This window comes from Bilifractor sp. HCP3S3_D3, from assembly GCF_052063915.1.
Classification (GTDB): Bacteria; Bacillota; Clostridia; order Lachnospirales; family Lachnospiraceae; genus Bilifractor.
Window position 1 is genome coordinate 37,525 of the sequence record NZ_JBQHWP010000008.1, and the last position, 23,178, is coordinate 60,702.

At 46.9% G+C, this 23,178-nt stretch carries 24 protein-coding genes and 1 pseudogene; 21 read left to right on the forward strand and 4 right to left on the reverse strand.

The window, feature by feature from the left end; all coding sequences use genetic code 11:
- Positions 1-195 precede the first annotated feature (195 nt).
- From ACTNDI_RS06305 to ACTNDI_RS06345, 9 genes are all read left to right on the forward strand, one after another.
- Complete coding sequence (locus ACTNDI_RS06305; RefSeq protein ID WP_441099979.1) at positions 196-1,872, forward strand: GspE/PulE family protein; 1,677 nt, start codon at positions 196-198, stop codon at positions 1,870-1,872.
- Between the two features lie 569 nt (positions 1,873-2,441).
- Positions 2,442-3,491, forward strand: a complete 1,050-nt coding sequence (locus ACTNDI_RS06310; RefSeq protein WP_441099980.1) for a type IV pilus twitching motility protein PilT — start codon at positions 2,442-2,444, stop codon at positions 3,489-3,491.
- Positions 3,492-3,505: 14 nt separating this feature from the next.
- A complete protein-coding gene (locus tag ACTNDI_RS06315; RefSeq protein WP_441099982.1) occupies positions 3,506-4,720 on the forward strand; it encodes a type II secretion system F family protein in 1,215 nt (404 codons plus the stop codon).
- A gap of 49 nt (positions 4,721-4,769) precedes the next feature.
- Positions 4,770-5,345, forward strand: a complete 576-nt coding sequence (locus ACTNDI_RS06320) for a hypothetical protein (RefSeq protein ID WP_441099983.1) — start codon at positions 4,770-4,772, stop codon at positions 5,343-5,345.
- Positions 5,346-5,407: 62 nt separating this feature from the next.
- The gene (locus ACTNDI_RS06325; RefSeq protein ID WP_441099985.1) at positions 5,408-6,181 is read left to right on the forward strand and encodes a prepilin peptidase; all 774 of its coding nucleotides are present in this window, start codon (positions 5,408-5,410) and stop codon (positions 6,179-6,181) included.
- A 194-nt stretch (positions 6,182-6,375) separates the two neighbouring features.
- Positions 6,376-7,377, forward strand: a complete 1,002-nt coding sequence (gene pilM / locus ACTNDI_RS06330) for a pilus assembly protein PilM (protein WP_441099986.1) — start codon at positions 6,376-6,378, stop codon at positions 7,375-7,377.
- A gap of 55 nt (positions 7,378-7,432) precedes the next feature.
- Complete coding sequence (locus ACTNDI_RS06335; RefSeq protein WP_441099988.1) at positions 7,433-8,179, forward strand: hypothetical protein; 747 nt, start codon at positions 7,433-7,435, stop codon at positions 8,177-8,179.
- Positions 8,176-8,808: a hypothetical protein gene (locus ACTNDI_RS06340; protein WP_441099990.1), complete on the forward strand. Its 633-nt coding sequence runs from the start codon at positions 8,176-8,178 to the stop codon at positions 8,806-8,808. Before ACTNDI_RS06335 ends, ACTNDI_RS06340 begins: the two co-directional genes overlap by 4 nt.
- A gap of 187 nt (positions 8,809-8,995) precedes the next feature.
- On the forward strand, positions 8,996-9,406 hold the full coding sequence (locus ACTNDI_RS06345; protein WP_441099992.1) for a type IV pilin protein: 411 nt from the start codon (positions 8,996-8,998) through the stop codon (positions 9,404-9,406).
- Between the two features lie 139 nt (positions 9,407-9,545).
- Here ACTNDI_RS06345 and ACTNDI_RS06350 read toward each other — a convergent pair whose 3' ends face one another.
- Positions 9,546-9,815, reverse strand: coding sequence for a hypothetical protein (locus ACTNDI_RS06350; protein ID WP_441099993.1), 270 nt, complete (start codon positions 9,813-9,815; stop codon positions 9,546-9,548).
- A 343-nt stretch (positions 9,816-10,158) separates the two neighbouring features.
- On the opposite strand from ACTNDI_RS06350, the gene ACTNDI_RS06355 reads away from it, so the two are divergent.
- From ACTNDI_RS06355 to ACTNDI_RS06395, 9 genes and pseudogenes are all read left to right on the forward strand, one after another.
- Complete coding sequence (locus ACTNDI_RS06355; RefSeq protein WP_441099995.1) at positions 10,159-10,314, forward strand: pilin; 156 nt, start codon at positions 10,159-10,161, stop codon at positions 10,312-10,314.
- 28 nt (positions 10,315-10,342) lie between these two features.
- On the forward strand, positions 10,343-10,804 hold the full coding sequence (locus tag ACTNDI_RS06360; RefSeq protein ID WP_441099997.1) for a type IV pilin protein: 462 nt from the start codon (positions 10,343-10,345) through the stop codon (positions 10,802-10,804).
- 215 nt (positions 10,805-11,019) lie between these two features.
- On the forward strand, positions 11,020-11,331 hold the full coding sequence (locus ACTNDI_RS06365) for a hypothetical protein (RefSeq protein WP_441099999.1): 312 nt from the start codon (positions 11,020-11,022) through the stop codon (positions 11,329-11,331).
- A gap of 136 nt (positions 11,332-11,467) precedes the next feature.
- On the forward strand, positions 11,468-12,406 hold the full coding sequence (locus tag ACTNDI_RS06370; RefSeq protein ID WP_441100000.1) for a type IV pilin protein: 939 nt from the start codon (positions 11,468-11,470) through the stop codon (positions 12,404-12,406).
- A 174-nt stretch (positions 12,407-12,580) separates the two neighbouring features.
- The gene (locus ACTNDI_RS06375; RefSeq protein ID WP_441100121.1) at positions 12,581-12,742 is read left to right on the forward strand and encodes a hypothetical protein; all 162 of its coding nucleotides are present in this window, start codon (positions 12,581-12,583) and stop codon (positions 12,740-12,742) included.
- Positions 12,705-12,935: pseudogene (gene tnpA, locus ACTNDI_RS06380) on the forward strand (IS200/IS605 family transposase); the annotation flags it as partial. The gene ACTNDI_RS06375 and the pseudogene tnpA, both read left to right, overlap by 38 nt.
- Positions 12,936-12,984: 49 nt before the next feature.
- Entirely contained in the window at positions 12,985-14,244 is a 1,260-nt protein-coding gene (locus ACTNDI_RS06385; RefSeq protein WP_441100002.1) for a GGDEF domain-containing protein, read from the forward strand.
- A 161-nt stretch (positions 14,245-14,405) separates the two neighbouring features.
- Complete coding sequence (locus ACTNDI_RS06390; protein WP_441100004.1) at positions 14,406-17,828, forward strand: EAL domain-containing protein; 3,423 nt, start codon at positions 14,406-14,408, stop codon at positions 17,826-17,828.
- A 334-nt stretch (positions 17,829-18,162) separates the two neighbouring features.
- Positions 18,163-18,402 carry a hypothetical protein gene (locus ACTNDI_RS06395; protein ID WP_441100006.1) on the forward strand — a complete coding sequence of 80 codons (240 nt, stop codon included), beginning with the start codon at positions 18,163-18,165 and terminating at the stop codon, positions 18,400-18,402.
- Between the two features lie 76 nt (positions 18,403-18,478).
- On the opposite strand, the gene ACTNDI_RS06400 is transcribed toward ACTNDI_RS06395, so the two are convergent.
- The gene (locus ACTNDI_RS06400) at positions 18,479-18,784 is read right to left on the reverse strand and encodes a type II toxin-antitoxin system RelE/ParE family toxin (RefSeq protein WP_441100008.1); all 306 of its coding nucleotides are present in this window, start codon (positions 18,782-18,784) and stop codon (positions 18,479-18,481) included.
- 247 nt (positions 18,785-19,031) lie between these two features.
- Between ACTNDI_RS06400 and ACTNDI_RS06405 the strand changes: the two genes are divergently transcribed.
- Entirely contained in the window at positions 19,032-19,403 is a 372-nt protein-coding gene (locus ACTNDI_RS06405; RefSeq protein WP_441100010.1) for a nucleotide pyrophosphohydrolase, read from the forward strand.
- On the forward strand, positions 19,400-21,277 hold the full coding sequence (locus tag ACTNDI_RS06410; RefSeq protein ID WP_441100012.1) for a DNA/RNA helicase domain-containing protein: 1,878 nt from the start codon (positions 19,400-19,402) through the stop codon (positions 21,275-21,277). The genes ACTNDI_RS06405 and ACTNDI_RS06410 overlap by 4 nt, the downstream gene beginning before the upstream one ends.
- Before the next feature lie 44 nt (positions 21,278-21,321).
- On the opposite strand, the gene ACTNDI_RS06415 is transcribed toward ACTNDI_RS06410, so the two are convergent.
- Both ACTNDI_RS06415 and ACTNDI_RS06420 read right to left on the reverse strand, forming a co-directional pair.
- Positions 21,322-21,924: a hypothetical protein gene (locus ACTNDI_RS06415; protein ID WP_441100014.1), complete on the reverse strand. Its 603-nt coding sequence runs from the start codon at positions 21,922-21,924 to the stop codon at positions 21,322-21,324.
- Between the two features lie 710 nt (positions 21,925-22,634).
- Positions 22,635-22,985 carry a S24 family peptidase gene (locus tag ACTNDI_RS06420; RefSeq protein ID WP_441100016.1) on the reverse strand — a complete coding sequence of 117 codons (351 nt, stop codon included), beginning with the start codon at positions 22,983-22,985 and terminating at the stop codon, positions 22,635-22,637.
- On the opposite strand from ACTNDI_RS06420, the gene ACTNDI_RS06425 reads away from it, so the two are divergent.
- Complete coding sequence (locus tag ACTNDI_RS06425; protein ID WP_441100018.1) at positions 22,907-23,137, forward strand: HNH endonuclease signature motif containing protein; 231 nt, start codon at positions 22,907-22,909, stop codon at positions 23,135-23,137. The two genes, ACTNDI_RS06420 and ACTNDI_RS06425, sit on opposite strands and share 79 nt — an antisense overlap.
- Positions 23,138-23,178 lie beyond the last annotated feature (41 nt).

Consider the following 23,178-nt stretch of genomic DNA (forward strand, 5'->3'; position numbering starts at 1 on the left):
CACAGGTCATCGTGGGGGGATCGTGGCGTCCGCTGAAATTGACAGTATTTTGGGTTTGTTGTATATTTGGGTTTAGTTTTTGGTATGATGAATATATGAGATAAAGAGTATTGGCGATAGAGGAAATGTGGAGTCAACTGCCCAACACCTGAAGGTAGTAGTTTTCCGCCTGCAGCAAACGAAAGGACTTTGTTTATGAAGAATAAACGACTGGGAGATATGCTCGTCTCGTCGCATGTAATTACTGAGGATCAGCTGAATCAGGCGCTTCGGATGCAAAAGGAGCAGAAGAAGCGGCTCGGACAGGTTCTCATCGATAACGGATTCATTACGGAGGCACAGCTGATCGATACCCTTCGTATTCAGCTTGGTATCGATTACATCGATCTGGGCAAGGCCGATATTGATCCGACGATGTCAAAATATATTCCGAAGTCGCTGGCGAAGAAAGCGTTGATCGTTCCGGTTTCCGTTTCCAAGGACTCGCTGTTCCTCGCGATGGCGGATCCGCTGAACTTCATGGCGCTGGAGGAGGCGCATGATACATCGAAGAAGAAGATCATTCCGATGATCGCTTCGCAGGCTGCCGTGGAGCATGCGATCAATGTACTCTACAGCAACGAGGGCGCCGCCGAGGCAATGGCGCAGATGATGGCGGATGCCGGGCTGACAAAGGACGAGATCAAGACGCCGGAGGAAGAGGACGTCGAGGACGCTCCGACGATCCGTCTGGTGAATTCTATCATCGAGCGCGCCTACAATGAGAAGGCATCCGATATTCACTTTGAGCCGACCGAGACGGAAATGGTTATCCGCCTTCGTGTGGACGGGCGGCTTCACAGGATCATGACGATCCCCGGCGACCTGATGGGATCGGTAACATCAAGACTGAAGGTCATGGCACATCTGAATATCGTTGAGAAAAGAATCCCGCAGGACGGCCGGGCGGTTCTGAAACTAAAACAGAACGATGTCGATATGCGTATGTCCACGCTTCCGACGATCTATGGAGAAAAAATCGTAATCCGAATTCTCGGTACAGAGGGCTCCATGCTGACCCGCGAGGGAATCGGAATTCCGCAGGACGAGAATGCAAAGATAGACCGGCTGCTCAAGAATACCAGCGGGGTAATTATGATCGTAGGGCCAACCGGAAGTGGTAAATCCTCGACGATGTACGCCCTGATGCAGGAGCTGTTAAGTGAGTACACGAACCTGATCACGCTGGAGGATCCGGTGGAGTATCACATCGAGGGCGCCACTCAGGTGCAGATCAACGAAAAAGTCGGACTGACATTCGCCAGCGGACTTCGTTCGATTCTGCGACAGGACCCCGACATCATCTGTGTCGGCGAGATCCGTGACGGCGAGACTGCAGAGATTGCGATGCGCGCCGCGATGACCGGCCATCTCGTGATCACGACCATTCATACCGAGGACGCGGTATCGGCCATTGACCGTCTGAAGGATATGGGCGTCGCTCCGTACCTGATTTCCGCCGGCCTTCGAGGCATCATCTCTCAGAGACTTCTGCGGAGAATCTGCCCCGCCTGCAAGGAAGAATACACGCCCGAGGCGGCGTCGCTTTCCCTGGCCAGAATCCACAATTACCCCGGAAGAAAGTTCTACCACGGAAAAGGCTGCGATAACTGCTACCATTCCGGCTACCGCGGGCGAATCGGCGTATTCGAGATCCTGATGATGAACGACGAGCTCCGTCACTGCATCACCTCCGGCGGTGACAAACAGGAGTTCACGAAGCTGGCAGAAAAAACAAACTACGTGACAATGCTGGAACATGCAGATAAACTGGTAGAAGACGGAATCACAACAGTCGATGAAATCATTCGTACGATAAGTATTACAGATTAAGTAATGGATGTGAAGACGGTCTGCTTTGCAGCAACCCAGGAGTTCATAAGCTTATTTGAAATCCGGGATCTATTTATGATTGCAGGGACAGTTGACATGAAAAGAGCGGTTCGGAAAATGAGAGGCATAAAGAAATGGTCAACTACCCACGACCTAAAGGTCATGGGCTTGTAACTGCCCAGTCGTACTAACGACTTACGTCTCCGACCTTTAACCCCAATAGATACTGCTATCTAGAGTGGTGTTACATCATGGGGTGATTGACAGCACCCTTTACGGCAGAGCTTGCTCTGCCGTAACTACGATTTCGTAGTTACTGTCTGTATCAGGTACTAAAACTTCCCGTGCAGTACAAACATGTTAAACCTTAGTATATTTTACATAATGCTAGGATTTCACATTAAAACCTCATATATACTTTTCAAGGAACAAAGAGTGCCTCGTTCTGAGCCGGAACTAACGGTTTTCTCTTGTATAGGTGGCTCAGTGTCAATTATACCACAACCAGGCTCCTCCCACCACCTGAAGGTAGTGGGTTTCCGCCTATGACAAACGAAAGGATTTAATTTATGAAGGTCGACCAAATGGTTATGACAGCAGCAGCGATGCGCGCATCAGATATCCACCTGATCTGCGGACTTCCGCCGAAAATTCGTGTGGACGGAATACTTCAGGATCTGACAAGTGATATTCTGACCGATGATGACTGCAAAAAAATAGCCGAAAAGCTGGCGGGAGAGCATTACGATTCCATTCGTGATATCGGAGAACTGGACATGGCGGCGTCCATCGGCGGCGAGCGTGTCCGTATCAACCTGTTTCACCAGAGAGGCCATATCTCAGCAGCACTGCGTATCCTGAGCAATCATATCCCGGAGGTCGAGGAGCTGGGGCTTCCGAAGGCGGCAGAGAAGTTCGCCAATTACCGGAAAGGCATCGTGCTCGTCACCGGCGAGACCGGTTCCGGAAAATCCACAACACTCGCGGCTCTGTTGAACCGGATCAACGAGACCCGTGCCGAGCATATTGTAACGCTGGAGGATCCGATCGAGTATCTGTACGAGCCGAAGAAGAGCATCATCAATCAGAGAGAGATCGGAACAGACACCAGAAGCTACGAGGACGGCCTCCGGGCGGTACTGCGGGAAGACCCCGATGTCATTCTGATCGGCGAGATGCGTGATCTGACCACAATCGAGACAGCACTGACGGCAGCAGAGACCGGTCACCTCGTCTTCGCGACGCTGCACACGAACTCAGCCGTCGATTCCATCGACCGCATGGTCGGCGTTTTTCCGGAAGAGAGACAGCCTCAGATCCGTATGGAGCTGTCAACCACATTGAACGCGGTTCTCTCGCAGCAGCTTCTGCCCAGAGCAGGCGGCAAGGGCCGGATTCTTGCGGCGGAAGTCATGATCGTTACGACTTCCATACGAAATCTGATCCGCGAGGGCAAAACACCGCAGATGCATTCCGCGATGCTCACATCCGCAGCGGAGGGCAGCGTTACGATGGACAACTTCCTCCTCGAGCTCGCCGCGGACCGCAAGATCACGCCGGAGACCGCACTGGAGGCGTGCAACGATGCCGACTATATGAAGAAGAAATTCATGTTCTGAGAGGGAAATAGCATATGACTACATACCAGTACCGCGCCATTGATACCGATGGCAAATCAATCCGTGGTGTCGTGCAGGCGCCGGATGAGTATTCAGCGGTGCAGAAGATCCGGCAGAGCTGCCCGATCATCACTGAAATTTCCGCGGTGAAAGAATCCCGTAATGTGCTGTCCATGGAGTTCGGCGGGAAACCAAAGGTAAACGTCAAGATTCTTTCCGTTCTCTGCTCCCAGTTCGCCGTAATGCTGAGATCGGGTATGCCGGTCGGGCGGTGCATCTCAATGATCGCCGAACAGACCGAGGACAAAAAAATGAAGAAGATGCTGCAGGAGGTCGCTGCTGATGTTGAGGATGGAAGCAGCCTTGCGTCAAGCCTCGAACGAAACGGGAAAGGCGTTTTTCCATCGACCTTTATTGAAACAATCCGGGCAGGTGAGCAGTCAGGTACCATCGAGAATTCCTTCTCCAAAATGCAGATCTATTATGAAAACGCAAGCAAAAATCAGGAGAAGATCAAGGCGGCAATGACCTATCCGATCTTTGTCGTCATCGTAGCGATCATTGTCCTGATCATCATCATGGCGAAGGTTATCCCGACGCTTACGAGCACCTTTGAGTCACTCGGCGGCAATCTTCCCATGATGACACAGATCACTATCGCGATTTCGAATTTCTTCGCAAGGTGGTGGGCGCTTTTTGTGATTGTCATTCTGGGAGCCGTGATCGGACTGTCCGTATACTTCCGGACCGATAAAGGCGCGCTTGTGAAGGGAAAACTTCAGCTTCGGATGCCTGTCATGGGAAAAATCAACACAGCCAACAGTGCTGCTCAGTTCGCGGATACAATGTCTGTGCTTCTGGCATCCGGCCTTACGGTCAACAATGCCGTGGCGGTAACGGCAAAGGTCATGGACAATGAGCTGTTCCGGCGCGATGTAGCGGCCATGCAGCCGAAGATTGAGGAAGGACAGCCCCTCGGCAAATGCATCGAGGCGAGCGCCTATTTTCCGGACAACCTGAAACAGATGACCGCGATCGGAGAGGAAACCGGTTCGCTGGAGGATACCCTGCAGACAATCGGCGAGTACTACAACAACGAAGCAGACTATCGGATAAAACAGGCACTGGCAAAGCTGGAGCCGACGCTTCTGATTTTCCTTGCCTTCTTTGCCGGGTTTATCGTCATCTCCGTCTACCTGCCGATGTTCACGATGTACAACCTGATGTAAGAGAGGAACGGCAGATCAGAGAATGAACTGAAACAGAGGAACGGCAAGAATGGGGAAGCGAAATCGATCGATAATCAGAAATAAGCGGGGAATCGCGAACCTGACCGCAGTTCTTCTGATCGCGGTGATTTTTTTCTGCGGCATGTTTGCGGTCCGAATGTATATCCGCCACCTGAACGACGCGAAGATGACCTTCGACCGGAACCAGGTCGAGAATGCCATCAAGGCAGCAAAGGTCCAGTACATGGAAGACGGGTTTGGCGGTGATGTCACCTACTATTTCGACTCTGTCAACAGCCGGATGCTCGGTTGGGATGAGATCAGTCAGATCGAGGGTTACGGGCGCTCCGACCGCAGGCACAACGCGAACGGGGAGACAGGAGCGCTCGGTATTCCGAACCTCGGAGGAAAGAACGGCGGGCAGCTTCTCGCGCTATCCGTGGAGGACAGCGGGACGGTGGTTCACCCAAGATGGCAGGGACATACACTGACCGCCTACGACTACACCCTCATGACCGTCAGTGAAAGACGCCGGCTGAACACAGAGCAGAAGGATCAGATCGAGAAAGATGCCGCGAAAACCGGGACGAAAATCGCCGGTCTCAGCGTGACTGCATCTTCATGAAGTTGAGCTGTGCATTTGAGCTGTGTATTTGAACTGTGCATTTGATAAGAAGGGGAATCGAGGTGGAACCAACTCTATTTCTGACAATATACGGCGGAGTCGTCAGCTTCGTCTTCGGTGCCGTCTTCGGCAGCTTTATCAACTGCCTTGCGTGGCGGATTGTGCACGGCGAGAGCGTGCTGAAGGGCAGAAGCCACTGTGCGGTCTGCGGCCATCCGCTGTCCGCGGCGGACCTGGTGCCGATCTTCAGCTACCTGTTCCTGAAGGGCAGATGCCGGTACTGCCATAAGAAGATTTCCCCGCGGTACATGATCGCGGAGCTAATTCTCGCCTGCGCCTTCACAGGTGTATATCTCCGATACGGGATCAGCATTCTCACGATTCGGTACATGATCCTGTCCTGTATCCTTCTCGGACTTTCCCTGACCGACCTGGATACCTTTGAAATTCCGAACGGGTTCATCATGGCAGGTATTGTGCTGTGGGCGGTTACCCTTCCCTTCACCGGGGAAAAAATCAAAGACCAGCTGATCTCGGGCCTTCTGGGCGGAGCCGTCATTGCAGGGGCATTGCTTCTGCTTTCCCTTCTCTTTGACAGGGTCACCGGCAAGGAAGGACTCGGAGGCGGAGACATCAAGCTTTTCTTTATGGTAGGGCTCTTCACCGGACCGGTAACCGGACTGTTCAATCTGATCCTGTCCTGCATCATTGGACTCATTTTTGCCGTGATCCGCAGAGAACACAGAATCCCCTTCGGCCCGGCAATCTCCATCGCAAGCTGGATCAGCATCCTGTTCGGCCAAGCCGTAACCGGGTGGTACCTGAGCCTGTTCTGACAGGAAGTACCTGATCCGTGCGGTAAGATTTACAGAAGAAATTCATAAACGTTTTTCGAATCGTTCCACAATAGGAAGTACCTGATCTGTGCGATATGACAAACAGAAGGGTATATGAACTTGATCTTGTCTGCTATAATAGAGAATAGTCTGTATCACGAGGCAAAAAAACATAACGGGAATGAGGGCGTGCTATGCCAAAGAATAAGATACTGGGAATCGATATCGGGAATTACCGGATCAAGATGACGCTGTGCCAGAACAATGTCCCGGTCCGATTTGTGAGCGAGCGGGTGCCAGAGCACCTCGTAAAGGACGGACGCGTCACGTCCTGGGACGCGGCAGGAGATTTCATCAAGGAACTGATGAAGGCAAACGGCATCAGCTGCCGGACAGCGGCTGTCGCGATGCCGGAGAACACAGCCTATATCCGGCGGATGGAACTTCCGCTGATGACGATCAGTCAGCTGAAGGTTAACCTACCCTTTGAATTTCACGATTACATCACAGAGGATCTCGACAAATATATCTACGATTATGCGGTAATTGGTCGAAACGAGAAGAAAATGGAGCTCCTTGCGGTGGCTGCCAGTAAAGATCTGATTCAGAACTACACCGCCATGTGCAGAAGAGCCGGCCTCAGACTCGAAATCATCGCTCCGGAGGTAATCGCCTTCCGCACGATTATTCAGGATTTCGAGAAACGGCACAGCATCGAAAAAGGAAGCAGAGACTATGTCATCCTCGACGCCGGCGACCGTACCATCAATCTTCATTTTTTTCCGAAGGGAGAGTACGAAATCACACGAAGCATGGAGCCGGGATGTCACGAACTGGCGAAAGCTTACGCGGAAGCGGTCGGCCTGAATGAGAAAACGGTGAAAAATATCGATATGAGCAGTCTGGACGATCAGAAGGACATCATCCAGGATGACCAGCAGATTCAGGATCTGTACAACAGCATGGCTGTTCAGATCATGCGTGTGCTCAATTTTTACAGCTTCAATAATCCGAACAACAACATCGACAAGCTGTACTACTGCGGTGGCGGGTCGAGAATTGACGGCCTCATGAAGGAAATTGCGGAGAACGTCGAGCTGCCTCAGATCAGCATCGCCGACCTCATCGAGACGAAACCGGAGTTTGACGAGAGCATGATCCTCGGGCCGCAGTCGCTCGGAATCACCATGCTCTGAGGGCGGAATAAGCATTGAGCCTGAAATCACCATGCTCTAAGGGGAGGAATAAGCATTGAGCCTGAAGGATCTGTTAAGTATGGAAATCGGCCCCGGCGCTTCCGGCAGCGGCAAAAAGCCGCAGAAGAGCAGCACCGGCGCACGGGGAAAAGGAAAATACCCGACAAAGACAAGCATCAATCTGGTCTTCCACGAGAACAACGGAAAACGCATCGCCTTCGATCTGGTGGTCTTTGGCATTTTTCTCGTGGCACTCGGGATCTTCACCAAGTTCATGGTGCTGGACAAGCTGAACGAGATCAATACCGCACAGGCGGAATACGGCGCGAAGCAGGAACAGCTCAAGGAACTTGTATCGTCTAACAGCGTCTATGACGATGTGAGCGGTCAGTACAGCCACTACGGAACCGGATACATGAATTCCGATGAGCTGGCCATGCAGGACCGGGCAAAAATGATGCAGGTGATTGACCAGGATGTTCAGGTCGACAGCGGAATCAAGAGCATATCGATTACCGGCAACACTGCGACGCTGACCATCGAGCGGACTACACTGTCGGAAGTCTCCGACGTAGTCCAGGCACTCCAGAGCAGCGATATCGTACAGTATGTCTCGCCTTCTACCGCATCCACAGGAGATGACAGCACAGACACAGGCGTTGTGACGGCGGAGATCACCATCACCTTTACCTCCCCGACCGGTGCCGTATCCAGTTCGTCCGGTGACGGGGAGCCATCGCTGACGGATCAGCTTGCGGCCAAGAAGCAGGAAGCAGAAAGCGAGGGAATGGAAAATCAATGAAACTCAATCGTAAATTTTCCAAAAAAGAAACTGTCCTCATCCTGATACTGACCTTTGCCCTGCTGGGATTCATCTATTATTTTTTCACCTATGATTACCTCGAGTCACAGCTCCGCAGTTATGACACCGCGGATCTTGACAGCCAGATCACACTGGAGCAGAAGAGAGCGGCAATGATCAGCCAGATGAAGCAGGACATCGCCAACGGCACAGTGGCATATTCCGGCGAGGTTGCCACTTACAACAACCTCAGCAATGAGATGACGGAGCTGAACAACATCTTCTCCGGAACCTCCGTCTACAACTTCGATTTCGCGGAGCCGGAGGCGACAGACAATACGGTTCGCAGAAATATCAACATCACCTTCACCTCCAACAGCTATGCGGAGGCGGAAAAAATCATCAGCAGCCTGTACTCCTGCAGATACCGCTGCCTGATCAGCGATCTCGACATCGCAGCCGGCAGCGACAGCGGCGTTCTGCAGAGCGGACCGGTCAGCGTGTCCATGAAGGTGACCTTCTTTGAGACACTCCAGGGAGCGACAGACACCAGCGGCATCATCGTCGATAGTTCATCCGACGAAAGCCAGACAGACGACACCACTTCAAGTTCCGCTGCATCATACTGAATGAAGCCCATAAAATTCCGCCGATTCTCTAATTTCGTCTAGATTGATTAAAATAATCGGCAAAATTTGGGCAGTAATTCACATGACTAGACTTGTCAAATGACGAAAAAGCATATATTATAATATCAGTAATAATTTTTATTTCCTTAGTTAAGAGGAAATGATATTTAAGAGGAGGACCTGAAAAATGTTGAAAAAATTAAAAAACAGCAAGAAGGGATTCACACTTGCTGAGCTGCTCATTGTTGTAGCAATCATTGGTGTTCTGGTGGCTATCTCGATTCCGATCTTCACAGCACAGCTGGAGAAGGCTAGAGAGGCGACGGATGAGGCAAATATCCGATCTTTGTATGCAGAGTGCTCTGCAGCCGTGTTGACAGGATCCAGTGATGATACAAAGATCACAGTCAACAAGGATGCTTCTGGTGAGGTCACAGACGCAACTGCAACCTATACCATGACGCAGAAAGTTAATGGCCTTTCGAATGGAACGAGTGTTACAATTGGTGGTGTTGAAATCAAGAGCGCTGACTTTAATACTGGCACAGCAACTATAACTGTGAAGGCTACTGGAGATGCATCAATCAAAATACAGTAACATTGAAACAGAATTCAGCTAAATAACAATCTTATGAATGCCCTCCGGAGCAATCTGGAGGGTTTTATCATATGGAAAATTCCTCATCACGAGGATGAGAGACGACAATAACATGGCTCAAAAACGTGCATTATTAATTTCAAGCCGCTGGCTCAATCGTGACCTTTTCAGTGGCTACTGATCTGCTAATAGTCCATCCGTTCTGTGAAGGTTTCACCTGTAACCCGCCAATATTGATGGACTCCGTTGCTGCGATAGCACTAGACCAGCCGGCTGGTTTTCCGGTTGTACTTACTGTTGCTGAATAGGTTCCTTCTTTGTACTTCACAATTCTGTCTGCAGAATCCTTCTTGTCATCTGTAAGAATTGCGGCGGATACTTCTGCATACGCAGACCGGATGTTAGCCATATCGACAGCCTCTCTCGCTTTCTCGAGCTGTGATGTGAAGATCGGAATGGAGATCGCCACCAGAACACCCCTGAGGCATGTATTCGTGACCTGCTCTGCACTATTACGCGCGCCTGTCCATCGCTTGTTATGGTCCTAGACTATTGCGCAGAATAAGGCCATTTTCCGCAGATTTCAGAACCTGCGGGCGTAATATAAGAATGTAGTTTATCAGCCCATAGGGAGACGACCGGGATGGACCACCTGACCTGCAATTTTCAACGTGCACATTTGCGCATAATGATGCCGTTTTCCGCAATTTTAAGAACCTGTGGGCGTTATTATGAGAGGGGAGTGATGCCCAATGAAACAGAATAGGAAAGGCTTCACCCTTGCAGAGCTCCTCATCGTGGTCGCCATCATCGAAATGCTTGCCGTTATCAGCATCCTGATTTTCAATAATCAGTCTAGGAAAGCAAGAATGAAAATAGGGGGAGAGTATATAGAAGCAAGATTATAACAAGATAGCGATCGGAGGTGAACACAACATGAGAAGAGAAGACAACAAAGGATTCACTCTTGCGGAACTTTTAATCGTGGTAGCCATAATTGGAGTACTCGTTGCAATATCCATCCCGATCTTCAGTAAGCAACTGGAGAAGGCAAGGGATGCAACATCGGTGGCAAATTTGAGATCTGCTTATGCGGAAGCTCAGACCGAGGTGCTGAGTCCAAGCGCGAGCAAAGGCGGCTATACTGATAGCACTCATCACATTGCATTGGTGTTCTATCCCGATGGAAGCGTGAAGAGTGTAACAGTCTACGGCGTGGTGCTTAAAAGCAAGAAGAGAAATAACTGGAGTGAATTGGGGAACAATCTTCCTTTTTATTCTAAGATAACTGGTAATAACAGTCCAGGGAGTGATACGGGTGTAGCTAGTACAGCACATGTCACTTTTTCATATAGTGATGGAGATGGATCACTGGAATCAGTAATAATCATTCATTGACTGCGCTTACTATTTTATATAGTGCTGCTTCGATACTCTGGACGTAAATACTGTGTTTTTTTAACTTCTATATATCAATTGGAACTAGCAATTTGAACGGATATTCACAAATGTTTTTTCAACCAACAGATGCAAGATGTTCCAGAACGTATTGTTATATTTGAAGGATAAACACGATGTTCATCAGAATAAATACATAAAGGAATTACAAAATAATGGAACTCAACGATTTTACAGATAAAGAACAGAAACAAATCAACGCCGGCCTTTCCACCGCTGAGATCAGTGATAAAGAGGCAGCTGACAAGATCCTTGCTCTCGTCCCACAGGAGTGGATCAAGAAGATCCCCTTCTTCGTGAGAAAGCACGCAACGACGAAAACCATCGAGCGGATCGCCAATCAATATCCTGAGCTGTATGCAGTCGCAAAGAACCCAGGAGAACTGCCGGAAAAAGAGCGTGAAGAGCTTCGAACGATCATCACGGATATCTTCAAAGAGAAGATGAACAAGCACAATATCAAGTAATGGATGCCGTATCACGATACTGAATGAGCGGTGCAGAGACTCTACCTGTACCAATGACACCTATGAGACCCGGAATAAACGGACAATCCAGCCCGCTTGTTTCGGGTTTTTCAGTAATCATAGGAGGTGTGATCTCATGTGGACAAAGAACAAGAAAGGCTTCACACTGGCGGAACTTTTGATCATTGTTGCCATCATTGCTGTGCTCGTTGCGATATCCATTCCGATTTTCAGCAGTCAGCTGGAAAAGAGCAGAAAAGCGGTTGATTTGGCAAATGTGAGAAGCGCCAAGGCTGCTGCGGCGGCTGAGTATATGAATACCGACATGACGGAGAGCAGAACGTATTATTATGATGCTGCTACGGGCACAGTGATGAATCTTCAAGCAGCAAGAGGTAACATCAAAGGCTACGGAAAATCACATCATCCTTTTGCCCAAGATAAAGACGGTGCATCAGGTCGGCCCAATACCGGAAAGGCCAGCGGCGTTGTTGCTGTTACGATCAAAGCAGATGGAACTCAGTCGGCAGAATGGGAGTTTCAGGGATGGGTAGAAGTTAATGCAGACAATGTAAATGATTATGTGGTCAAGAACGAGGACGGCACATACAGCCTGCAGTTTAAACCGGGAAGGCTTTCATACGTCAATATTAAAGATGGCGCAATATTGAAGAGCGTAAAGGATAAAAATAAAATTACATCCATTGTGTTTGGTAAGAATAATCTTTTTCAAAATGAGGACAATCCACTGAACAATGGCGATACAAATAAGGGAATTCTCTTTGAAAGAGATGACAAAACTCCATTGAGGGATTATACAAATCTTGAAAAAATTGATTTTTCCGGAATCACCATCGGCCAGATTGATCTGCTGAATTTATCAAAATATGGAGTGACAAAACTGAAAGAAGTAGTGCTTCCGGATCAGGACGGGTTGAAGTTCTATATTGAAGGAAACTGGTATTATCTGGATGATAATAACAAGAAAGTCAGTCTTAAGAATGGAAATAATAGTCGGGTGGATACAACCAGTAATTCTGCGCTGAAAGGGAAGACTATCTATAGAGTGCCTTAGCAGAGCACACGATGATTGAATGCATGGAGAAGAGCGGTGCAGGATGAATGACTGCATCGCTTTTTCTGTATCATCAGATTTCCTTACACATGTTCATTTTTCAGAGCTCAACGACCGGCGTTCATGGTATACTGATTTTATTCAATCATTTTTTACACGCGGGGGACTGCTGCTATGATTCTTGATGATAAAAAACAGATGACCGAGGAGGATATCAAGCTCAATTACATCACGCCTGCCATCAACCGGAGTGGGTGGGTGAATGGCGTCAACATCACCATGGAGACGAGGATTACGGATGGACGGATCAATCTCCGTGGCAACATGGAATTGTAAGTACCATGTTGTCTTCGCACCGAAATATAGAAGAAAGATATTCTATGGGGAAAAGAGAGTGGAAATTGGATCAATAATAAGGCAGCTATGTAAGTGGAAGGGAGTGAATATATTGGAAGCCGAAGTGTGTCCAGACCATGTGCATATGTTGATAGAAATTCCACCAAAATAAAGCGTTTTTCAATTCATGGGATGACTGAAAGGGAAAAGCAGTCTCATGATATATGAGAAGTGGGGGGCCTATGGTTGGAAAGTGTATACGTCGATTCAATTGCTATGGATTTGAGTCAGATCAGTATGACTCCTGCAAAGAACAGATTGCGGCGGAGAACTGGAAATCGGCGCGGATTCTTAATCATATTCTGATGGTCATGATGTTTGTTTATGCCATTCTGTCTTTGTCTGGCGTGATCAATCGTTCTTTTGCGCCTTGCTATGAGCTCTGCCTGGTCTATACAATCCTTGTGGAGGTACAGTTCGCGATGCCGCATCACAGGAAGGCTGGCAATGTCCGGGCAGCGCGTATCGATATTGGTTCTGCCTGTGCCGGCCTGATGTTTTTCGGGATTGTTGCGTCCATTGTGGATCCTCATCAGGTAGCAACATCCTTCCTGGTAATGCAGACCCTGGTAGCTCTGTTTCTGAATTATTCACTTGGTTATCTGATGCTCTTTGAGCTTGGCTGCATGCTGATTTTTGATATCAGCTCTTATCTTGTCAAGGCTCCTGCCATTGCTTCCGGGGATGTGCTCAATGCCTTTTCCTTCTTCCTGGTTTGCGGTTTTATTGCCTATTTCTTTCACAGGGAGAGGATTCATCACTATCTCATCAGTAATCACTATCACTTCATGGCAAATATTGACAGCCTGACCGGTCTGCTAAATCATCAGTATTTCTTTGCCGAAGCGGATCGGATTCTTTCCGGCATGCCTGATGCGGAGTATGTCTTTGCGGTGATCGACATTGATCACTTCAAGGAGATCAATGACCGGTTCGGGCATCAGGTTGGCGATTATTGTATTCGTGCGGTTGCTACAAATATGCTGTGGTCTTTGCTGCAGAGTGCTCCGGAATCGTGCACGGATGTTGTCAATGATTTATTCCCGGCAGGAAAACAGGCATTTATTGATAATCCCGGTGCTTCCTATGAGTGCGATTATAAATTGACAAATAATGGTTTTGATAAAGCTAAGGTTGCGACAGGACGGATTGGCGGCGATGAGTTTGCCATTCTTCTTTCAGGCCGTGATCCGATGGCGAGAGTGAGGCTTGCCGCCGAAGCGATTCGTACGGTCAGGCTTCCTGACGGCAGCGGGATTACCTGTTCGATTGGATGTGTGCAGATCAGGGAAAGCGAGAGCGCGGGGGCAATCTATAAATGTGCGGATGATGCGTTGTATGCGGCAAAGAAAAACGGAAGAAATCAGATCTTTGCCGTGGATGGCCAGATCAGTCAGAGTGCGGAAGAACATTGTGATGAAAAGGATCAGACAAGGGTGTAAATGATGTGCGCAAGGAGGTGTTTTACAGTGACTGGTACGGTGTTGAAAATTTGCGGGGGGGGGTAGAGTCCCTGTATTCCTTATGATGTTGTATTCTGAAAAAGAAGTGTGTCAGTTATCAGTCTGCCGGAAAGCAGGAAATGAGAAGGGAGGAAGAGGTTATGAAAGCCTATGCGTTTTCTGATGATACACGTGCATTTATTGAGAATGTACCGATTCCGATTGCGGTGTATCAGTACATTGATGAACAGATCAGGCCTCTTCTTGTTTCCAGGGCATATCTAGATCTTTTTGGATACAGCAGCAGTGAGGAAGCGGTGTATGGTCTTGGCAGAGATCTCTACCGGGATGTGCATCCGGATGATATTGCACGGATGGAGAAGTGTGCTTACGACTTTGCCATGCATAAGCATGACTATGATGTTGTGTTCAGAAACCGCCGCCAGGATCAGGAGGACTATCATCTGATTCATGCGACAGGCAGACATATTACGGTAGATGGTGCTGATATTGCTTTTATCACGTATGCAGATGAGACGGCAGATACGGGCAGTGATCAGTTGCTTACGGCAGTGCTGACATCTCTGTCTGACAAGTATACGCCTTCTGAAAGTACAGAATTTGCAAAGCATTATGACAGTCTGACCGGACTGCAGAATATGACGCATTTTTTCGATGATGCCGTATCCGGCATTGCGAAGATCCGGGCAAAGAATCAGGTACCTGTCATCATGTATTTTGATCTGAGTGGATTGAAGGAATATAACAGCAGGTATGGCCTTGAGGTTGGGGACCGGCAGATCAGGGCTCTTGGTGAACTGATCAAAACGTATTTTGGCAGGGAGAGGGCTTCTCGGTTTGAAAGTGACCACTTTGCCGTCTATGCAGAAAATGACCGGATTGAAGAAAAGCTGCATGACTTGTTTGCCAGGATGAATGAGCTTGGTGATGGCAATAATCTGACGGTGAAGACCGGCATCTTTAAGTATGATAATCCTGATACCAGACTGACAGATGCCTGTGACAAAGCCAGACTGGCCTGTGAATCCCTTTCCCGGACAACGGTCTCTGCATATGCATGGTTTGATGCCGATATTCAGAAAAACAATGCGATGAAATTCCATATTATGCGGAATTTTGACAAGGCATTGGAAAATGGCTGGATTCATATCTATTATCAGCCGATCATTCGCACCATGACCAGAACAGTGTGCAATTGTGAGGCACTGACACGGTGGATTGATCCTGTTTATGGCATGATTTCTCCGGCTCAGTTTATTCCGATTCTGGAGGAAAGCGGTCAGATCTGTCAGCTGGATCTTTATGTGTTTGAACAGGTTTGCAAAGACTATGCAGAGGCTATGAAAGAAGGAATCATTCCGATTCCGGCATCTGTGAATCTGTCCAGAAATGACTTTCTGCATGATGACCTTCCGGATGCGATTGACCGGATTTCAAAGAAGTATGGGGTGCCCAGAGAGTTCACCAATCTGGAAGTTACAGAAAGCTTTTTTATCAAAAATGTTGATAAAGTGGACCGGTTCATTCAGCGCTTTCATCAGATGGGCTACAAGGTGTGGATGGATGATTTTGGATCCGGATACTCATCGCTGGGGGTATTGAAAAACTATTCTTTTGACAAGCTGAAGCTTGATATGTCTTTCCTGAGGGATTTTGATGAGAAGTCCCGGCAGATTATTACGGCTATTGTGCGCATGGCAAAGAAGCTGGATATTTCTACTCTGGCCGAAGGAGTTGAAACAGAAGAACAGTTTCTCTTTTTGCGGGAAATCGGATGTGAAAACATACAGGGGTATTTCTTTGCGCCTCCGATGCCGGAAGAGAAACTGAAATCGTATTTTCAGCAGCGCGGTCTGGAGCCTGAAAAGGCGATCTGGAGATCTTATCTGACCAGACTGAGCCGCATTGACTATCTGACGGATGAGTCTTTGTGTGTTGTGGATGATGATGGTGAAACACTGAAGATTCTCTTTGCGAATAAGGCTTACAAAGAGATCCTGGCAAGGGATAATGTGCATAATCTGACTGAATGGGAGCACAGGATCAATATGCCCGGTGATCCGATCCACATCTTTCATCGGCAGTTTGTGGATCAGCAGCTCAGAAGGAAAGAAGGACCGCAGACAGCAGCCTATCCTTCCGGTGATCACTATATGCAATTGACAGCATCTGTGGTGGCCAGACAGGGCAGTCATTATCTGTATACCGTTCATATACAGTATGTGAAGGTAAATGTTGCGGATCTCCAGCAGGCATCGCTTGGCGCGATGAGCGATCTGTACTATTTGTGCAATGATATTGCAATCTATGACCTTGAAAATGATACGGTTCTGGGCATTAAGTCTTCTCTGTCGGATCAGCCGATGGGGGTTGGCACAGAGCTTCATCATATTGATGCGGTGATTCATGCCTGGAGGATGAATTACTGCTATCTGCCTGATCAGGAGCGGCTGGCAGATTTTCTGGATGTCACTACTATGAAAGCACGTCTGGAGAAAAGCAGGAATCATGCACTGATGGATTTTTTCCGGAGTATGACGGCATCGGGAGAATATCAATGGTTTCTGCATATCCTGATTCCCGTGCAGAGATCAGATTTTAATAAAGTATTGCACGTGACGGTAAGTGCCGTCCTGCCAGAGGCAGATATTCAGGAGATTGTGGCTTTGTATCACCAGGAATACAAGGATCATACGCATGTGGAGATGAGCGGGGATATTCTCTGGAAGAATTTGATCATGAATGCAAAACGCATGTATTTCTGGAAGGATGACAGGCGCAGGTTCGTTGGGGCAAGCAAGAGCTTTCTTCAATATTTTGGCATTCAGTCTGAAAAAGAGATCATTGGCAAAACCGATGAGGATATGGGATGGCATATTCATCCGGGGCCATTCAGAAGGGATGAGGAAGAAGTTCTCAGGAAGGGCAGGAAGTTTTATCTGCGCAATGGGGACTGTATTATCAATGGCTCTAATCAGCATATTGTTGTCAGTAAGGTTCCGGTCTATCGTGATGGCAGAATCATAGGAATTCTGGGAACGGTGATTGATGCTGCAGAAGAGCAGCAGTCCATTGCAGAAAGCAGGAGGCTTTCATCTGTTGATCCAGTGACCGGACTTGCCAATGCCCGTGGTGTTTCGGATGGTGTCTATTCCTTCCTCATTGAGCGCTGGCGGACAGGCATGAATGTTGCGATGATCGAGGTGTATGTGCCGGAATACCGGGAAGTAAAAAAGCTTTATGGAGACAGCTCTGGCGATCGTCTTCTGCAGAAAGTTGGCTGTATTCTGAAAGACTGCGCTGGCAGGAATTGTGTCATTGGCAGAACCCAGGAAAGTTATTTTTACCTGATCATGAGATTTACCAGCAAGGAAGAAGTCAGAAACATTGCCAGAAAGATCCGGACAGCCATAGAGTCTTTGCGGCAGGCAGGTCAGTGGAGCGGCAATTGCAGTATTGTCATCAGGGCTTCCTATACGGATCCGTCCAGCCGTGAGCCAAATGCCTATCTGAGAGGTTTGTCCGGCCTCATTCTCAATAGTGATGATACGGAGGAACTCTGACAGAGCAAAGCTGATGATCGAATATAATTTCTGTGTATCCGTAAGAAAAACATTTGAAGTAAAGGCAATTGATACAGATGCCTTAAATGAATATATGGATGACTAAATTATTTAAATCGAGTCTGGAAACGACCTCTGTGATGATGAATACCGGCAGGTGGCGACACAACAGGATTTCGATTCGTTTTAAGCGGATTGAACGTTTGTTAGCTCATCTTCCAGCAGATGTAAGTATCAAACAGAGATAATAAAGAGGTCATGTTGACAAGATGGTTTGCTGAGAGTAGTATAGAGATAGGTGGGATATCCCACATATTGCTTGGAGATGAATACTATGGAGGCGACCAAAGATTATACGGTGCATATCGATAGCAAGAAGAGAGTTACGCTTAGAGGTGCACAGTACCAATATTATAATGTCAAGGAATACCAGAATGGATGCATCATTTTGGAGCCGCGGGAACTGACTGTTCCAGAAGGTATTTCGCAAGAGACCATGAGAGACATGGACAGGGCAATCGCAAACTTTAAAAAAGGGAAGGTTTCCGCTGCTATTGATCTCTCTGATTTCTAGGAAGGAATACCCGAATGGGATATGCAATACGAATGGGAATTCCAGAAATGGTTTTGCAATAGAAGAAAAAAGTCATTTAGTTGCAAGCACTGACCAATATGGCCAGTGCTTTTTTCATGCCGTTTTTCAGGAGGTGAGAACACATGGCAGATCGCATTAAAAGAATCCAGTTCCAGTCGATGGGGTTTTCTGCCGAGCAGGCCGCTGGGTTCATGGGTGCGGTGGAGATGTCCGGCCTTGATACCTCGAGATTCTTTGCCGGAAGCGGTTCCATCCTGGCTAATTTGTTTACGACATCGTCTAAAAGATCAAGATCATAGCCTCGCTTAGAGATCACTTTCAGGTCTTTTTTGAAGCGGTTGGAGAGAATAACATCAAGCATCGTTGTCCTCCAGCACATCGTTCATTGCACTGCGAAACGAAGAGTATTTTTTATATTTCTCAGGATGAGCCTTCATCTTATAATACTCATTCATTGCTGCGATTGTATCAGTATTAGGATTCTCTCTGGTGACGGTAAAAGAAGGTTCATCAACTGTTGAAGGATTAAAACTGGTATTATAATATGATTAAAGAACTTCGTAAGGTAAAAATTTCAGATATGATCATAACAGAATGGGTAAAGCGAAATGAACGATTCGATAAAAGAACTAACAGATGAAATCGTAGCATTCAGAGATGCCAGAGACTGGAAAAAGTTTCACAATTCTAAAGATATGGCAATTTCAATATCTCTTGAAGCCGCAGAACTTTTAGAGGTCTTTCAATGGTCTGGAGAAGATGTTGAGGCTGATACAGAGAATAAAGTATCTAAGATTAAAGAAGAACTTGCGGATGTGCTGATTTATTCTCTGCTCATGGGGCATGATCTTGGATTTGATATATCTGAGATCGTAGAACAAAAGATTGATACAAACAAAAGAAAATATCCGGTGGATAAAGCATATGGAAAATCGGATAAATATACGGCATATTTATCGTCTGGAAAGGGAAAAGTATGATCGTTTACGAGGGCATAAAGAGTGACTTTCTGGAAAATGTTGAGGATGACACCATCGCTGACAAGATTGAACAATTAATCTTACAGAAGATGGGAAGACATACGGTGGCCAATGAAAGGATGTCATGGGTTAACTCGATGGAATACATGTATAAGGTCATGAATGATCCTGAAATTCCATCTGATGCAGGAATTGCCATTGAGTATAATATCCCGCAGACAGCAAAGCGAGTTGACTTCATGATTTCCGGATATGATATCAATAAAAGGCCTGGAATGGTCATAATCGAATTAAAACAATGGAGCAAGCTGAATAAAGTGCACAATAGTAATGCTCTTGTTGAGACTTATACCGGAAATGCGGAACGGAAGGTGGTTCATCCTTCGTATCAGGCTTGGTCCTATGCCCGATTAATAGCGGATTATAATTCTGCAGTGCAGGATCAAAATGTACATCTTATACCATGTGCCTATCTTCATAATTATATCCGAAAGGATGACGATCCCGTCGATGATAGACAGTATGCTGCATATACGTCTGAAGCACCGGTTTTTACAAAGGGACAGGTGCCTGATTTAAGAGCATTTATAAAAAAGTGCGTAAAAACAGGAGACAAAGAAAAAGTTCTTTATCTTGTTGATCGCGGAACGATAAGACCATCAAAAAGCCTTCAGGATTCTATTGCTTCTATGATTAAGGGCAATAAAGAATTTGTCATGATCGATGAACAGCGTGTTGTTTATGAAGAAATCATAAAGCTATCAACAAAGTGCCAGCGAGATCATACAAAACGGACCATTATCTGCAAAGGTGGTCCCGGAACAGGTAAGAGTGTAATTGCTGTAAGGTTATTGGCTGAACTGACCCAAAGAGGACAATTTGTTCAATATGTTACCCATAATAGTGCTCCGAGACAGGTTTATGCTGCAAAGCTAAAAGGAAAAGTCAAGAAGAGCAGCGTTGATAATATGTTTAAGAACTCTGGTACTTACACAGAAGTCGGCAATAATATGATTCATACACTGCTTGTAGATGAGGCACACCGGTTAAGTGAAAAATCCGGAATGTTTCATAATAAGGGAGAAAATCAGATCAAAGAAATCATCCATGCGGCTGCATGCTCTGTATTTTTTATTGATGAAAGTCAACGAGTCACTATGTCTGATATTGGTTCGGTAGACGAAATCTTGAAATGGGCAAAAGAAGAGGGATCAGAGGTAACAGAACTGGAGCTTCTTTCTCAGTTCAGATGTAATGGATCAAATGGATATCTTGCATGGGTTGATGATCTTCTCGAGATCCGTGAGACTGCGAATTATAATCTATATGGACTCAATTATGATGTAAGGGTTTTCGATAATCCGGAAGATATGAGAAAGCTCATTTTAGAGAAAAATAAGGTGAATAATCGATCCAGAATCTTGGCTGGATACTGCTGGGATTGGCCCAAGAAGACAAGAAATGATACTGATTTTCATGACATTAAAATCGGAGATTTTGAAATTAGCTGGAATCTGGATGGTGGAGAGGCATTCGCTATCGGTGAATACTCTGTTAATGAGGCGGGCTGCATCCATACCACACAGGGTCTGGAGTTTGATTATGTTGGTGTCATTATGGGAGATGATATCCGATATGAAAATGGTCATGTAGTTACTGATTTTAAAAAAAGAGCAAAAACGGATCAGTCTTTGCGAGGGATAAAGAAGCTTTACAAAGAACATCCGGAAGATGCAGTCGATCGTGCAGATGAAATCATAAAAAATACATATCGCACGCTTATGACCCGGGGAATGAAAGGATGCTATATTTACTGTACCGATCCCGGAATGAGGGAATATATCAGAAAACGTCTGGACTTATACAGTTTGTGACACGACTTATCGTATGAGGTTTACTGTAAAAGATATAGGAGCGATCAGAAACGATCTGACCGCTTCTCCATCCATAGAGCAATTTCCTCCCTGATTTCTGTTTCATGATCAATAATTGTACTCAGTGATGGATTGCGTATAATTACATGTCCCTTGCCCATACGCGCTATTTCCCGGTCTAATTCATCCAACTCTGGCGTTAACCTTCTACGCAAAAGATCTTTGATTTTCTGAAGCGCCTTCTGTGCAGCCCTTGTACGTCCATTGGAAAGATTTTCCGCATAGGTTTTCTGCAGTGTCTGAAAGTCCAGATAGGATAAATCCGCCATGTAGTAGAACTGAAAAAAATTTGGACAGGGGCTATTTGCACACATAAATTCATTTGTTTGCGTATCCCTGGCGCATGGCGTCAACGATGTTCGGATGCAGACTCCTCCCGCTTTTTGACGAATAATCAGATTCTTCCCGAGAGCTTCCTGGATCTGATGAATATCTTTTTTTACATCCAGATGTCTGTCATTGATAAAGAACTTTATATTGTCGCGAAGGTCACTTCCCATGAATCCTATCGGAGTCAGATCATCACCTGCGATTTCACTGATGATTTTTTCGGAATATTCAATATTAGAAAGATTGGAAGGTGCCATAGTGGTTTCTCCTTGAGTTAGGATAAATTAAATGGATTTTCAAAGCATGTCATCCGCAGCGCTGGCTTTGATACGGCAGGCAGTTTGCACACAGAACATGAGCTTTTCCATACGTGATGAGAATGGAAAGAGATATCATCTCGAACCGCCGGAAGAAGATCATTTGATGAATGCGGCAGAGAGTGTCAACGTAATTTCCGATTCTCCAACAGCACTGTTCGATTTTGATGGGACGAATATCTCGCCTTTAATAGAAAATGATGCTTATAAGAGAGAAATGAGGAGTACCGGAACGCAGGGCGTTTGTTGCATAATAAAACAAAAGGGGAAAACTAAGAATCGTGTGAAGTGAAGGAGGTGAAGGACGTGCCGATGAAACCAAAGGTACCCTGCAGGCATCCCGGCTGTGCAGAACTGGTAGCGCCGGGACAAAGGTACTGTGAGAAATACAAGAGGATGCATCCGGAAGAAATACGGTCGGCGGCTGCATGAGGATATAACAGCCGATGGAGACGGGAGAGCAAGAAGTTCTGATTAGCTTCTGTCATCGAGACCGTTTTGTCTGTGTCAATAATTATAATGAGTACCTCCTTGGTATTTTGATTATAGATAAATTCTAGGACGAATTCAATGAATTTTTTAGCAACTAAAAAGAAAAACGAGGCGGGTGAGACGGTGTTTAAGCAACTCCGATTCAACATGTGGTATCTTCAACGACCGCCTTCATTCCGGAGCAGGTCTTTGACTAGGGCAATGCGCCGATCGATCTCGACAGTCTCCGGGGAAGAGAATGTTACGGTGGGCTTGATCTTTCCAGCACCGTACGCCGTGGTGCAGATTACGATGTCGTTGTTTTCTACATCTTTTGTATATTTTACATAGACCATATCTCCGTCATGATAGACCGGTTCCATGCTGTGGCCGCTCACACGAATTAACGTGTCGGCCTCGGCGTTGAACCGGTCTGCAGCAACAAGAGGGTATGGTTCAAGATGGAGACGGGAGAGCAAGAAGTTCCTGGAGATCCATCCACTCTGCGAGGAGTGCCTGCGACATGGCATCGCTACACCCCGCGACGGTTGTGGATCACATCGTTCCGCACCGAGGAGATCCGAAGCTCTTCTGGGACAGATCGAACTGGCAGGCACTGTGTAAGAGGTGCCACGATAAGAAGACGAGAAAGTATGATTCTCAGCCAAAATATAAGCGTTAAGCAACACATTAGCTTGCTATAAGCATCATTAAGCGCTATAT